Annotated in this window: 13 protein-coding genes; 9 read left to right on the top strand and 4 right to left on the bottom strand. The window is 63.2% G+C overall.

What is annotated here, in order from left to right:
• Positions 1 to 10: 10 nt before the first annotated feature.
• On the bottom strand, positions 11 to 901 hold the full coding sequence (locus tag P3T20_RS08440) for an alpha/beta fold hydrolase (protein ID WP_074263171.1): 891 nt from the start codon (positions 899 to 901) through the stop codon (positions 11 to 13).
• A gap of 317 nt (positions 902 to 1,218) precedes the next feature.
• On the opposite strand from P3T20_RS08440, the gene P3T20_RS08435 reads away from it, so the two are divergent.
• Positions 1,219 to 2,178 (top strand): NAD(P)H-dependent flavin oxidoreductase, encoded by a 960-nt coding sequence (locus P3T20_RS08435; protein WP_074263170.1) that lies wholly within the window; start codon positions 1,219 to 1,221, stop codon positions 2,176 to 2,178.
• Positions 2,179 to 2,194: 16 nt separating this feature from the next.
• Here P3T20_RS08435 and P3T20_RS08430 read toward each other — a convergent pair whose 3' ends face one another.
• From P3T20_RS08430 to P3T20_RS08420, 3 genes are all read right to left on the bottom strand, one after another.
• Positions 2,195 to 3,133 (bottom strand): LysR family transcriptional regulator, encoded by a 939-nt coding sequence (locus tag P3T20_RS08430; protein WP_074263169.1) that lies wholly within the window; start codon positions 3,131 to 3,133, stop codon positions 2,195 to 2,197.
• 171 nt (positions 3,134 to 3,304) lie between these two features.
• On the bottom strand, positions 3,305 to 4,399 hold the full coding sequence (locus P3T20_RS08425; RefSeq protein WP_074263168.1) for a porin: 1,095 nt from the start codon (positions 4,397 to 4,399) through the stop codon (positions 3,305 to 3,307).
• A gap of 559 nt (positions 4,400 to 4,958) precedes the next feature.
• A complete protein-coding gene (locus P3T20_RS08420) occupies positions 4,959 to 5,495 on the bottom strand; it encodes a hypothetical protein (RefSeq protein WP_254368752.1) in 537 nt (178 codons plus the stop codon).
• A gap of 485 nt (positions 5,496 to 5,980) precedes the next feature.
• Here P3T20_RS08420 and P3T20_RS08415 point away from each other — a divergent pair, with 485 nt between their 5' ends.
• The 8 genes from P3T20_RS08415 (at position 5,981) to P3T20_RS08380 (ending at position 14,525) form a co-directional block, all read left to right on the top strand.
• Positions 5,981 to 7,006, top strand: a complete 1,026-nt coding sequence (locus P3T20_RS08415) for a bile acid:sodium symporter family protein (protein WP_074263167.1) — start codon at positions 5,981 to 5,983, stop codon at positions 7,004 to 7,006.
• Between the two features lie 295 nt (positions 7,007 to 7,301).
• Positions 7,302 to 9,149 (top strand): EAL domain-containing protein, encoded by a 1,848-nt coding sequence (locus tag P3T20_RS08410; RefSeq protein WP_074263166.1) that lies wholly within the window; start codon positions 7,302 to 7,304, stop codon positions 9,147 to 9,149.
• Between the two features lie 339 nt (positions 9,150 to 9,488).
• Complete coding sequence (locus P3T20_RS08405) at positions 9,489 to 10,475, top strand: LacI family DNA-binding transcriptional regulator (RefSeq protein WP_074263165.1); 987 nt, start codon at positions 9,489 to 9,491, stop codon at positions 10,473 to 10,475.
• Positions 10,472 to 11,764 (top strand): AGE family epimerase/isomerase, encoded by a 1,293-nt coding sequence (locus P3T20_RS08400; RefSeq protein WP_074263164.1) that lies wholly within the window; start codon positions 10,472 to 10,474, stop codon positions 11,762 to 11,764. Before P3T20_RS08405 ends, P3T20_RS08400 begins: the two co-directional genes overlap by 4 nt.
• A gap of 5 nt (positions 11,765 to 11,769) precedes the next feature.
• Entirely contained in the window at positions 11,770 to 12,681 is a 912-nt protein-coding gene (locus tag P3T20_RS08395; protein ID WP_074265912.1) for a carbohydrate kinase family protein, read from the top strand.
• Between the two features lie 110 nt (positions 12,682 to 12,791).
• Positions 12,792 to 13,013: a hypothetical protein gene (locus P3T20_RS08390; RefSeq protein WP_074263163.1), complete on the top strand. Its 222-nt coding sequence runs from the start codon at positions 12,792 to 12,794 to the stop codon at positions 13,011 to 13,013.
• 89 nt (positions 13,014 to 13,102) lie between these two features.
• A complete protein-coding gene (locus P3T20_RS08385; RefSeq protein WP_074263162.1) occupies positions 13,103 to 13,348 on the top strand; it encodes a hypothetical protein in 246 nt (81 codons plus the stop codon).
• A 190-nt stretch (positions 13,349 to 13,538) separates the two neighbouring features.
• A complete protein-coding gene (locus tag P3T20_RS08380; RefSeq protein WP_429286698.1) occupies positions 13,539 to 14,525 on the top strand; it encodes an ion channel in 987 nt (328 codons plus the stop codon).
• Positions 14,526 to 14,692 lie beyond the last annotated feature (167 nt).

Genomic DNA, 14,692 nt, shown 5'->3' with positions numbered 1-14,692 from the left:
CGCGACCCGGCTACTGCTCGACGGCCTCGAAAAAGGAGAGCATCTCCGGGACCAGTTCCGCTGGCGCTTCCTCGGGGATGTAATGCCCGCACGGCAACGCCCGCCCGCTGACATCGCGCGCCACCCGGCGCCATTCCGCGAGCGGCTCGAAACACTTCTCGATCACACCCTCCTCGCCCCACAGCACGCGCAGCGGGCAGCCAATCTTGTGGCCACGTTCGATGTCAGCGCGATCATGGTCGAGGTCGATGGTCGCCGACGCGCGGTAGTCCTCGCACATCGCATGCACCGCACCTGGCTGCCGCAGCGAGCTGCGATAGGCGTCGAGCGCCTCGGGGGCGAACGGCGTCAATCCGGCGTGGCGGCTGCCCATCACACGTTCGACGTAGACGTCCGGATTGGCGCCGATCAGCGTCTCCGGCAGCGGCTCCGGCTGGATCAGGAAGAACCAGTGGAAATACAGCGTGGCAAAGGTGCGGTCGGTGGCTTCGTACATGGCGAGCGTCGGCGCAATATCGAGCAGCATCAGACGTTCGACCGCTTCCGGATGATCGAGCGCCATCCGGTGTGCGACCCGTGCGCCGCGATCATGGGCGCAGACCAGAAAGCGTTCATGGCCGAAGTGACGCATCACCGCGACCTGATCCGCCGCCATCGCCCGTTTGGAATATGCCGCGTGAGTGGCGTCGCTGGCCGGTTTCGCCGAGGCGCCGTAGCCACGCAGGTCGGTGGCGATCACGGTGAAATGCTGTGCGAGTTGCGCGGCGCACCGATGCCAGATCAGGTGCGTCTGCGGATGGCCATGCAACAGCAAGAGAGGCGGCCCTGCCCCGCCCTTGACCCCGTAAATGTCGACGTCGCCCGCGGCGACCCGGAAGGGCGTGAAATCCTCGAAGGGCATAGCGAGAGTCTCTTGTCGTTGTTCGTGAAAGCATTGTAGGAGCGCTGTGTGTCCATACGGGGTGGTATAGGGCACGTAAGCGTAGAACCTGAACACTTCCTCCAACTGCACCATCGCTGCAATCGGGCGGCCATTCGCCTATAATCGAACGATCGTTCGAAAACTGCGCGGGCTTCATGGAGCCCGCTGGATTCCGAACGCAAGTCGCACAACACGCGCAGCAGCCATCACCGACTCACGCTGCGTCCTGTGCCACTACACTTCACATATGCCGGGCGTTCGACGCACGCCGGCTCGCCTGATAGGAGACTTGCGCCATGGCATTGCCCGCCGTCCTGCAGCACCTTGCGCTGCCCGTTGTTGCCTCGCCGATGTTCATCGTCAGTTACCCCGATCTGGTTCTCGCGCAATGCAAGGCCGGGATCGTCGGCTCGTTCCCGGCCTTGAATGCACGGCCTGCCGAGTTGCTCGACGAATGGCTCACGCAGATCCAGGCGTCGCTCGCCGAACACAAGGCAGCCCATCCGGACGCCGTGATCGGGCCGATCGCCGTCAACCAGATCGTCCATCAGTCGAACGTGCGGCTCGAGCACGACGTGCGCGTATGCGTCGAACATAAGGTGCCGATTTTCATCACCAGCCTGCGTGCACCGGCCAAGGAAATCGTCGACGCGGTGCATAGCTACGGCGGCATCGTGCTGCACGACGTGATCAACATCCGTCACGCTCAGAAGGCGCTGGAAGCGGGTGTCGACGGCCTGATTCTGGTCGCAGCGGGGGCGGGCGGCCACGCAGGCACGACCTCCCCGTTTGCGCTGGTGGGTGAAGTGCGGCGTATTTTCGACGGCCCGATCGTGCTGTCCGGCGCGATTGCCAACGGCGGCTCGATCCTCGCTGCGCAAGCGATGGGCGCAGACCTCGCATATATGGGCACGCGCTTTATCGCGACCCAGGAAGCGCATGCGGTGGAAAGCTACAAGCATGCGATCGTCAACTCGAGCGCCTCGGACATCATCTACACCAACCTGTTCACCGGTGTGCACGGCAACTACATCCGCGAAAGCATCGTCAATGCCGGACTCGATCCGGATGCGCTGCCGGCTTCGGACAAGACCGCGATGAATTTCGGCAGCGACAAGGCCAAGGCGTGGAAAGACATCTGGGGCGCAGGCCAGGGCGTCGGTCTGATGGACGACGTGCCGAGCGTCGGCGAACTGGTCGAGCGTCTGAAGAAGGAATACGACGACGCGAAGGCGCGGCTCGGGATCGCGCGTTGACCGGTGAGCGCGGCGCTTAGCTGACGGCCAGCGCCTTGATCTGCTCGAGCGATGGCCACAGCGCCTCGTTGGCAAAACGCGCCGCAAAAAAATCGACGAACGAGCGCACCTTCGCCGATAGATGGCGCCGGCTCGCATACACGAGGTGAATGGGCAGCTCGCGCGGCAGCGACTCGGCAACCAGCAGCGGCAGCAGACGGCCGGTAGCGAGATCGTCGCCGATCACCTCGGTCCCGAGCATGGCGATCCCCGCGCCTTGCAGCACAAGCACGCGCTGCGCTTCCAGCTGATTGACGATCAGGTTGCCGGACAGACTGACGCGCGCCCCGCCATCGCCGTTGGACGTAACGAAATCCGGCGCCGATACACCGGCGTACTGCAGATAGTTGTGCCGCGACAGATCGGCCCGTTTCTTCGGCGTGCCATGCCGGCGCAGATACTCCGGCGAAGCGCACAGGACGAGGTGCGCGGTAGCAATCTGCCGCGCGATCAGCGAGGACGACTTCAGGCCGTGCGGCGAGGCCCGGATCGCGACATCGAAACCCTCGTCGATCAATTCGACTACGCGGTCCGACAAGGTCATATCCACGGTGACCTGCGGATACTGCGCCGCATAGTCGGCCACTGCGCTCATCACGTGACTCAGACCGAACGCCGATAGCGACGACACCCGCAGACGCCCCTGCGGCACGATACTCGCGGCGCCGACCGCCTGCCCGGCTTCGTCGAGTTCGGTCAGCACCTGACTCAAACGCTCGTAGTACTCGCGCCCCGCCTCGGTCGGGGCGACGCGCCGCGTGGTGCGATTGAGCAGGCGCGCGCCGAGCTGCTGTTCCAGATGCATCACGTGTTTGCTCGCCATCGCCGCGGACATCTCCATGCGCTCGGCCGCGCCGACGAAGCTGCCCACTTCGACGACATGGCGAAACACTTTCATGCTGACGAGGGTATCCATGGCAATCGCTCACGAGAGGAATCAATCGACGCCATTTTGCCGTCTTTATCAAAGCAGCGTCAGCAAACCTCCGCCTGAGGTGCCAATTAATAAAGCTAAAAAGATAAACCCCGCCTTCTTCCGAAGGCGGGGTTTGCAAAGCACAACGAAACGCGTGGCGACCCGAACCGGTCAGAACTTCGTGCGGATACCCACGCCGTAGGTCTGGCCCGAGGTCTGGCTGGTGAAGTGATCGTACATATAAGCCGCGTAGACATCGGTGCGCTTGGACAGCGGATAGTCATATCCAATTGCAGCCGTCTGACGCGTCTGGTCCAGACCGCTGCCGTCGCGCGAGTACGCGAACGACGCCATGATCGAGCCGGGGCCCGCTGGAACCGTCACGCCGCCTTGTGCGGTGTTCACGTGCCAGCTGCCGATGTCCTGTGCGTTGTACGTGTACATGTACTGGCCGAAGAACTTGACGTACTTCAGGTCGTAGGACAGGCCCAACTGAGCGACGCTCTGGCTCTTCATGCTCGCGAGCCCCACGCTTTGTGCGAGGCTGGTCAGATCGCCCGGGGCGTCGTTGAAGTTCACGTACTGATAAACGCCGGTTGCCGCGAACGCGCCGTGGAAGTACAGGAACTGGGCGCTCCACTTCTTCGCGCCGTTCTCACCCGCCGTATTGCCCAGGGCATACATGACGTTGGCGCTAAAGCCGTTGAAGTTCGGTGACGAATATTCCACCGCATTGTTCCAGCCCGAATCGCCGGCCACACCCTGGTCAGTGTTGTACGTCGGGAAGGTGCCGAGGCCGAGGTACGTATGCCACACCATCGGCGAGAATTCGTACGAGTCGACGAACGGGTTGAACAGGATCGTCGAGACGAACAGCGGCGTGGTCAGACGTCCGGCCGTGACCGTGCCGTACGGCGATTCGATACCGACATACGCGTTACGCGAAAAGAACGTATCGCCCGTGAAGCGGCCGTAAGCGCCGTTCTGCGCGAGGAAGAAGCCTTCCAGAGTGAAGATCGCCTTGTAGCCGTTGCCCAGATCCTCCGCCCCCTTCAAGCCCCAGTAGGAGGTCGACATACCGCCGCCCGACACTTCTGCTGCGCCCTTGCCGTCCGGGAATTTCTGGTCGCCGACCCATTCGTCGACCTGACCATAAAGTTGCACGCTCGATTGCGCGAACGCCGACGATGCGCCCCCGGCCAGCAGGCAAGCGATGACGCTGGTCTTGAGAGTCGTATTGAGCGCACGGCGGAAATTTGTATTCATGGGTTCTCCTGTCTTTGTCAAAAGGGTGTGGCTGCTGTGCGGCGGGGAAGCTCGCGCTAACGGTTTCTCGGTCGTCCGTTAGATCAACGAGTTAATCTGGGCGGGACCATCTTTGCGGACCATTTTTGTGGACAAAAATATGGGTTGTTATTGCCGGTATATCGGTCCGATTAGTTTTGTCGTTTATCGGACTGATAAAGCGCGATTGGCTTTCGCCCGCACCACGGGATATCTCGCCCCGCAACGGGCTGCAAGGCCCGCCAGGACTGCAGCGCAAAGACAGATAACGGATCAGGGACCGCGCCGATGACGGCCGGCCCGGTGAAGGACAAAATTTGAAGGTTCAGTAAGGTGCCGTGCGTCGTGCTGTCATGAAAGTGTGGCGTGCATACGTCACTTGGACGGGCAGACAACGCACGGTATGACCGGGCGCAGGTTAGCTGACAGATTGAAAGCAGGAGAAAGTGGCTGGCGATGCCGTTCTCGTGACGGCGCGCAGGACGACCGGTCTCGAGCGAGCGGAGCGCGCAGGAGTCAACGAGGAGCGTTCAGGAAAAGGCTAGTTGCGGTAGGGCGACTGCCCCGGCGGCCGGTTCATATACTCCGGCGGGCGCGGGACGGGTCGAGTGGCGCCGCGCTCTTCGTTATAGCGCGCAACGTCGGCGCGGATCGAACCGGCGCGCACCATCGTTTCGTCCTCGGGCGGACGTGGCACCGAGCGAACCTCGGTGCTCACGGTGGTAATCGCGCCGGCGTACTGGAATCCGCCGCGCGGATCCGCGCGGGCGTCGCCCCTGTAGCCGCCGTAGCCACCGGCGCCGTTGCCGGCAACGCGTGATGATTGCCCGTTGGTGTAGCCGCCATGCGGTGTACCCGCGCTGCGCGCGACCCGGGCGTTGCGCTCAACTGATGCGCCACGCTCGGCGCGAGCGTCGTAAGCACGCGCATTATGCTGAGCGCCGGCATGAGCGAACCCGCCGCCGAAGCCACCGCCATGCGGTACTTGCGGCCCTCTGGCACAGGCGAGCGAACACAGCACAGTCAAGACTGCGCCCAACACCCAATGCCTGGTTCTCCACAACCCTGCGTCCACCATGATTCACCTGCCCGAAGACCCGCCTGAAGCCCGCCGTTCGAGCTGCGGCGAGGCTTGTTCCAGGATTTGCGTACCCGCTGCGGTCGATCCGCAACTTATGCATCCCATTGGCCTTTGAGCAGTAATTTATGGGTCGGTCGGAGGGGTGTCGAGCCAAAAAGTGTTAGGCCTGACACTGCGTTGTAACACCATGTTACTGCGACGTTTTTGCGCGACAAACGTCTTGCGCAAGGGGCAAATCAGGGCCTCCTGATTACCAGCTGGAACGCCCCGAAATACCCCCGCGCAGCCGCTCCGCCAGGCGGGTTTCGACACGCCTCAGAAGCGCAATCCTCATCAATCGATTCCGCAAATGAATTTGATTTTTTAATCACGATCCGCTATTAATGGTCCCTTCCCCCTACAGCGAACGCCACGTGCCGCCACGCACGCGTGTCTGTATTTCCGCGTTACCCGCATCACCCGAATTGAGTTGAGATTGCGAAATGGCTCGCCCGAAACTGCTTCCCGATAACTTCACATTGTGCCTCGTCGGCACGGTGATCTTCGCCAGCCTGCTGCCCGTGCACGGGCAGGCAGCCGTCTGGTTCAACTGGCTGACGAATTTCGCCGTCGGGCTGCTGTTTTTTCTGCACGGCGCCAAGCTCTCACGCGAAGCGATCGTGGCGGGCGCGACCCATTGGCGTCTGCATATCGTCGTCCTGCTAAGCACGTTTGCGCTGTTTCCATTGCTCGGGCTCGCGCTCAAACCGCTCCTTTCGCCCCTTGTTACGCCTGCGCTCTACGCCGGCGTCCTCTTCCTCTGTACGCTGCCATCGACGGTCCAGTCGTCCATCGCGTTCACTTCGATTGCCAAAGGCAATGTGCCGGCTGCCGTGTGCAGCGCCTCGGCTTCGAGCCTGCTCGGTATCTTCATTACGCCGGCGCTCGTCAGCCTGGTCGTCACGAACCAGGCGGCCGGCGGCACGTCCGCATGGCACACGGTCTGGAATATCGTGCTGCAACTGCTGGTGCCGTTCGTGGCGGGGCAGTTGCTGCGGCCGATTCTCGGCAAGTGGATTGAGCGCCATCGCAGCGTGACGAAGTTCGTCGATCAGGGTTCGATCCTGCTGGTGGTGTACGGCGCCTTCAGCGAGGCCGTCACGGAAGGCCTGTGGCGCCATACCTCGCTGGGCGCACTGGGTGGCCTCGTGCTCATCAATGCTGTACTGCTGGCGCTTGCGCTGGCCGTCACGATGTTCACGAGCAAACGGCTCGGCTTTAATCGCGCGGACCAGATCACCATCATCTTCTGCGGTTCGAAAAAGAGTCTCGCCTCCGGCGTGCCGATGGCAAAGGTCATCTTTGCTTCGCACGCGGTGGGGGCTGCCGTGCTGCCGCTGATGCTGTTTCACCAGATCCAGCTGATGGTATGCGCCGCTCTCGCGCAGCGCTGGGGCGCGCGCGATACGAGCGCTGAAACTCGCGCGGCCGCAGAGGACCACCCCGCGGCGGCCGTTGCGCGACGCTAACGCGCCAAACCTGTCGAACAAAAGATTCATAAAGCGCCCTCCCTGAGCCTGTCTGAACAAAGCCGCCTTCGCGCGGCTTTTCCGCTATTTCACGCCGAAATGCTCGCGCCGTCGCCCTGGCCTGATGGCATAGGCGCAATGCAAACAAGACGGCCGGGTGAACCGGATTCCATTCCGACCCGCGCCAGGATACGGCGCGGGCGCACCACGTCAGTGCGTCTTGTCATTAAAAATTCACTTAATTTCCCTGCGGCGTTGCCGATAAGCCGACGGTTCACCGCTTTGGCCGAATGCCATGCCACTTCGCTCGCCCCCTCGTTCTGCCGCGCCCAGCATCGAGGATTTGATCGCCCGGCGTGATTTGTCCGCAGTATTTCAACCGATCGTGGATTTCGACGACGGGGCGATCCTGGGCTACGAAGGGCTGATTCGCGGACCTGCCGGCTCGCCGCTGGAGACACCATTCGCGTTGTTCGCCTTGGCAAACACCGAGGGCCGCGTGCTCGAACTGGAGCGCGCCGCCGCGCTCATCTGCGTGCGGGCATTCGCGCAGTCGGCCTGCGAGGGCAAGCTGTTTCTGAATTTCAGCGCGGGTGCGCTGCGCCAGCTCGCCGAGGCACGCGAGGATACCCTCGGGCTGCTGCGGCAAGCGGGCGTGGACCCAGAGCGCATCGTGATCGAGCTGACGGAACAAAGCGCGATTCCCGACATCGGCCAGTTCCTGTCGGCACTGACGAGCTTGCGCACAGCCGGCGCGCAATTCGCGCTCGACGACTATGGCACCGCGAATGCCAGCATGAATCTGTGGGTGCGCCTGCGGCCGGACGTCGTGAAGATCGACCGGTTTTTTATTCACGACATCGCGAGTGACCCGCTGAAGTTCGAGGCCGTGCGCGCCATGCAGCAGTTCGCCAGCGCGAGCGGCGCAAAGCTGGTAGCCGAGGGCATCGAAAACGAAGCGGATCTGATCGTGCTGCGCGACATGGGCATCAACTGCGGGCAGGGTTATTTCTTCGGCCGCCCTAATGCAAAGCCTGCCCGCATGGTGACGGACGACGCCCGCAAGGCGATTCGCGCCGGGCACATTGCCGTGTTTCCGGAAGCGACGCGCGCGGTCAGCGCATCACCTTCGGGCGGCATGGCGTCGGCCAAGATGATGGTGCATGCGCCTGCGTTGCCGCGCGAGGCCACCAACAACGAGGTGCTCGAACTGTTCAACCGCTTGCCTGATCTGCACGCGGTCGCCGTGGTCGAAAACGACGAGCCAGTGGCGTTGATCAACCGGCGCGCCTTCATGGAGCGCTACGCGTTGCCGTACCACCGCGAGCTGTTCGGCAAGCGCCCCTGCCTGCTGTTTGCGAACGCATCGCCGGTGATCATCGAAAAATCGATGACGGTCGAACAGATGGCCAAGCTGCTAGCGAGCGACGACCAGCGGTATCTCGCCGATGGCTTCGTCATCACCGACAACGGTAAATACGCGGGCCTCGGCACCGGCGAGAACCTGGTGCGTGCGGTCACCGAAGTGCGCATCGAAGCGGCGCGCTACGCGAATCCGCTGACCTTCCTGCCCGGCAACATTCCGATCAGCTCGCACATCACGCGGCTGCTCGGCCACGACGCGGGGTTCTACGCCTGCTATGTCGACCTGAACCATTTCAAGCCCTTTAACGACCAGTACGGCTACTGGCAGGGCGACGAAGTGCTGAAGTTCGCGGCCGCCGTGCTGGCCGACGTGTGCGATCCGACCCGTGACTTTCTCGGCCACGTGGGCGGCGACGACTTCCTGATCCTGTTCCAGAGCGACGACTGGCGCGAGCGCGTATTGCGCGCGATCCAGCTGTTCAACGAAGGCGCGCAACGCTTCTACGCGCCCGAGGACCGGCTCGCGGGCGGCATCCACGGCGAAGACCGGCGTGGCAATGCGACCTTCTTCAGCTTTGTGACCATGGCGATCGGCTGCGTGCACATTGAGTCCCATGTCGGTCCGACGCTGTATAGCAGCGAGGAAGTTGCCTCGGTGGCGGCGCTCGCAAAGCGGCGCGCGAAGCAGGACCCGGGCGGATTCGTGCTGATCGGGGCGGATGAGAGCGACGCGCTGTTGCAGGGGCACACCGACGCGCGCCACGCGGCGTTCGACTGAGACGACGGCCGCCACGCCTGCGCGACCGAGGGGCGCCCCGGGCACCGGCTTCGCAAGAGCACCGCTTCCGTAGCCTCGCGTTGTCGGTTGCGGCTCTTCAACCCACCGGAAAATGCTTCGGATTCCTACTATTCACCCCTAAAAACTCACCTTTCCCGGAAATTCAGCCTCATGTTTAGTTGATTTTACTAAACACAATGAAACCGCCTTTATTCCTTATATACGGGTATTTACGCGTACCGATTCGCGTGAGTGCAGGGATATTTCCGCCAGTTTTACTATACAATCCCCCGAAATCAACTTAGCCAGCGGCCAGCACTACGCTCGCCGCCCACCCAGATGGCCACAACCATCCGCGATGTCGCCCGCGCCGCCAGCGTGTCGATCGGCACCGTCTCCCGCGCGCTGAAGAATCAGCCAGGCCTCTCCGACGCCACCCGCCTGCGGGTCGTCGAGGCCGCGCGTCAGCTCGGTTACGACGCGGCCCAGTTGCGCCCGCGCATCCGCCGGCTGACCTTTCTGCTGCACCGCCAGCACAATAATTTCGCCGCCAGCCCGTTCTTCTCGCACGTGCTGCACGGTGTCGAAGATGCCTGCCGCGAGCGCGGCATCGTGCCGTCCGTGCTGACTGCAGGACCCACGGAAGACGTGATCCAGCAGATGCGCCTGCACGCGCCCGACGCGGTCGCCGTCGCCGGCTTCGTCGAGCCTGAAACGCTCACTACGCTCGTCGCCATGCAGCGCCCGCTCGTGCTGATCGACCTGTGGGCGCCGGGGCTGCGGTCAGTCAACCTCGACAACGCGGCCGGCGCGGCGCTGGCGATGCGCCATCTGTTCCAGCACCGCTACAAGCGCATCGCCTTCATCGGCGGCTCGCTCGCCCATTTCAGCATCGCGCAGCGTGCGCTCGGCTACCGGCGCGCGTTCTTCGAAGCGGGTCTGCTGTTCGACCCCTCGCTTGAAGTGACCATCGACGCCGGGCTCGACCCCGACACCGGCGCCGCGCTCGCCATGCAACGCGTACTCGATGCACCCGGCGAGCGTCCCGACGCCGTATTTGCCTACAACGACGCCGCCGCGCTTGCTGCGCTGCGCGTCTGCCTCGCACGTGGCCTGCGCGTTCCGCAGGACATCGCGATCATCGGTTTTGACGACATCCCTGCCGCCGCTCACGCCACCCCGCCACTGTCGACGATCGCCGTCGACAAGGAAGCGCTCGGCCGGCGCGGCGTCGAACTGCTGCTTGAAGAGTCGCCCACGCAACTCGAAGTCCACCTGCCCGTTCATCTCATCGCACGTGCCAGTACCTCGGTGAAAACACCATGACACAATCCGATCAGCTTCATCCCGACCATCCCGATCACGCAGGCGCCGCGTCGCCCAAGGCGCCCGCTGTCGCCAGCTTCCGCGAGCGCGAATTTCTGCTCTCGCACATCCAGGACACCTTGCGCTTCTACGCGCCCAACGTGTTCGACCCGAGCGGCGGCTTTTATCACTTCTTCAGCGACGACGGTTCGATCTACAACCGCACGACGCGCCACCTGGTCAGCAGTTGCCGCTACGTGTTCAACTACGCGATGGCGTATCGCGAGTTCGGCGATCCGCAGCACCTCGAATACGCGCGCCACGGTCTGAATTTCCTGCGCGACGTGCACTGGGACGCCGAACTCAAGGGCTACGACTGGGAGTTCGACTGGCGCGACGGCACCAAGCACGTACTCGACGCCACCCGTCATTGCTATGGACTCGCCTTCGTGCTGCTGGCCTATTCGCATGCCGCGATGGCCGGCATCGAAGAAGCGAAGCCGATGATCGGCGCCACCTTCGAGCTGATGGAGCACCGCTTCTGGGATGCCGCCGCCGGCCTCTACGCCGACGAAGCGACGCCCGACTGGCGCGTGAGCTCGTACCGCGGCCAGAACGCCAACATGCACACCACCGAGGCGTTGCTCGCCGCCTATGAAGCAACCGGCCATCTGGTGTATCTGGATCGTGCGGAACGTGTGGCGTCGAACATCACGCTGCGTCAGGCCAAGCTCTCACAGGGTCTCGTGTGGGAACATTTCCACGCAGACTGGTCGGTGGACTGGCACTACAACGAGGAAGACAGTTCGAACATTTTCCGTCCGTGGGGTTTCCAGCCCGGTCACCAGACAGAGTGGGCCAAGCTGCTGCTGATCCTCGAACGCCATCGCCCGCTGCCGTGGCTGTTGCCGCGCGCCATCGAACTCTTCGACGCGGCCATGACGCACGCCTGGGACGACGATCACGGCGGCCTCTACTACGGCTTCGGCCCGGACGGCACGGTCTGCGATCACGACAAGTATTTCTGGGTCCAGGCTGAGACCTTCGCGACCGCCGCGCTGCTCGGCAAGCGCACCGGCAACGAGCGCTTCTGGGACTGGTACGACGAGATCTGGCGCTATAGCTGGACGCACTTCGTCGACCACAAATACGGCGCGTGGTATCGCATCCTGACCTGCGACAATCGCAAGTACAGCGATGAAAAAAGCCCGGCCGGCAAGACCGACTATCACACGATGGGTGCATGCTACGAAGTGCTGATGCATGCATTGCCGCACGCCCCATCCAACACAACTGAATCCGCACGGTGAGCACCATGAGCGCGAGCACTGAACTTCCCCTCTTCGTTTCGCCCGGCGACATCCTGACCGACCTCGTGCGCACCGGCGACTCGCAATGGCTATCGCGCCCAGGCGGCGCGGGCTGGAACGTCGCCCGCGCGGTCGCGCGGCTCGGCCTGCGGACCGCCTGCGTCGGCTCGCTCGGCACCGACAATTTCTCCGACGAGCTCTGGGACGCCAGCGTCGCTGCCGGTCTCGACATGCGCTTCATGCAGCGCGTAGAACGACCGCCGCTGCTGGCGATCGTTCATCAGACGCACCCGCCGGCGTACTTCTTCATGGGTGAGAACGGCGCCGACCTGGCCTTCGATCCCTCGAAGCTGCCGGAAGGCTGGATGAGCCAGGTGAAGTGGGCGCACTTCGGCTGCATCAGTCTCGTGCGCCAGCCGCTCGGCAACACGCTCGCCACGCTCGCCGCGCAGTTGCGCGAACGCGGCGTGAAGATCAGCTTCGACCCGAATTACCGCAATCTGATGGCGCACGGCTATGAGCCGACGCTGCGCAAGATGGCCGCGCTCGCCGACCTCATCAAGGTTTCGGACGAAGACCTGGGCCTGCTGTTCAAGACCAGCGAAGCCGACGCGCTCGCCCAGCTGCGAGCGATGAATCCGAAGGCGACCGTGCTCGTCACGCGTGGCTCGGAGAAGGCCACGCTGATCGAAGGCGACACGATCATCGAAGCCCAACCGCCGCGTGTCGAAGTGGCGGATACGGTCGGCGCGGGCGACGCGTCGATTGGCGGCCTGCTGTTCAGCCTGATGACGGCGCCACAACGCGGCTGGTCGGAGCATCTCGCCTTCGCGCTGGCAGCCGGCGCGGCCGCTTGCCGTCATGCCGGAGCGCACTCGCCGTCGCTCGATGAGGTGGTGGCGTTGCTGCAGGGGTGAGCTGCGCGGCGCGCCCAGATTCGGCGCGCAATCCAGGGTGTCACACAGATGGCCGGTGAGTCCCGAATCGGCGTGCTAGGATGGAATCTCCCCCTTGCTGGAGAAGCATCATGGAGGACGTCACCTACACCAAAGGACTCTACACGGCCGTTGCCACGGTGCAGCCGGCAGACGGTGGAGCGTACCGCGGTTTCGTCACGCTCTCGCGCGACGAGGGCGGCGAGCTGGAGAACACAGTCTACGAAGTCGAGGCCACCTCGACCACCGAGGAAGAAGCCCTCGAAGAGGCCAAAGCGCTGGCTCATCGCATCCTCGGCGAAATCGAATTCTAGGCAGGCACCCCACATGCTGGTGCCGTTGGTGCCGGCAGCACGTTCGCGCTGCGTGGCGCTTTTCTGGAAACAACCGGCTGGAGGCGATAATGGCTGAACAGCTCTTCCTCTATGGCGTGTACTCGATCCACGTGCGCCCCCTCGAGTTACAAGGTGCGCGATGGGATGCGGAATTTGAAATCCGTCATCTCGAACGCGCGGTGCAGGCGTGGAAAACGGTCGGCGGCGACGCCGGCTACGCCGGTGAAACCGAAGCGATTGAAGCGGCCCATCAACAGGCGGTCACGGATATCGAACACGGCGCGGGAATTCCGAAACCGCGCACTTTCCCGTGATGGCGTGAGTTCGCGCGAGGCGGACTGAGGCCGCATTGCGACGCGCGGTGAAGCGCCCAAAATCTGCAAGGGCACGCCGTGCGGCGTGCTACGCTTTGCGCGTTTTCATGCCGACAAACACGCAATGGCCACCAATACGTCAGACCGCACGACCGGCCCAAGCTCAGGCCCGACCCCAGGCCCCGGCTCCATGCCCGGCACCGGCGCGGGCACCCACTCGGCCGCTGCGGACGCCGAGGCCACGTCGCGCAAGCGGCTGCCTCGTGGCAGCCGCGAGATTCCATTCGGTTCGCGCACGATCATTGCGCACGGCATGCCGGTCCGCTTCTGGCAGGACATTTACCACAGCGCGCTAGTGGTCAAATGGCCCGTGTTCTTCGTGTCGCTGGCGTTGATGTTCCTGCTGCTCAACGCCACGTTCGCTTCGCTCTACATGCTCGGCACGAAGCCGATTGCCAATCAGTTTCCCGCCGGCTTCGGCGGCGCGTTCTTCTTCAGCGTCGAAACGCTCGCGACAGTCGGCTACGGCGACATGCATCCGCAGACGGTCTATGCCCACTGGATCGCCACGCTCGAAATTTTCGTCGGCATGTCGGGCATCGCCTTGGCGACCGGCCTGATCTTCGCGCGCTTCTCGCGGCCGCGCGCCAGGATCATGTTTTCGCGCTACGCCGTAGTGCGGCCTATCGACGGCCACATGACGCTGATGGCGCGCGCGGCGAACGGCCGGCAGAACCTGATCGCCGAGGCGCACGGCAGAATGCGCCTGATGCGCGTCGAAACCTCTCCCGAGGGCTACACGTTGCGCAAGCTCTATGACCTGACGCTGGTGCGCGATCAGCATCCCGCGTTTCTGTTTAGCTGGACCTTGATGCATATCATCGACGAGACGAGCCCGTTGTTCGGTGAGACGGCCGAGTCGATGAAGGCGCGCGAAGCGTCCTTGCTGATTTCCATCGAAGGCGCGGACGACCAGACCGCGCAAACCATGCAGGCGCGTCACACCTGGGAAGCTGACGCGATTCGCTGGCAGTACAAGTACGTGGACCTGCTGCGCGAAGAAGAAGGGGTTAGCCATATCGATTACGTCCACTTCGACGAAGTCGAACCGCTTGAACCCATGGCGCCGCCGGTCCCGGCCGCCGCGATCGACCCACGGGCGGTGCCGGGCGCGTAGGGTAAATAAGGCCCCGTTGGGATCGATGGCAGATCTATCTCAAAACCGGCCGAATTCGCGAAGTACTTCACTGCTTTGCGTGAGCAAACCTGGAAACTAGCAATAATTTTCTCCAATCGGCGCTAAAAAATAGAGTCTCTTTCGACGCGAAGCCTTTATGGTCCCCA

It is taken from the genome of Paraburkholderia sp. GAS206C, from assembly GCF_050435645.1.
GTDB classification, from domain to species: Bacteria; Pseudomonadota; Gammaproteobacteria; order Burkholderiales; family Burkholderiaceae; genus Paraburkholderia; species Paraburkholderia phenazinium_B.
This window is presented reverse-complemented; position numbering and strand designations above follow the sequence as displayed.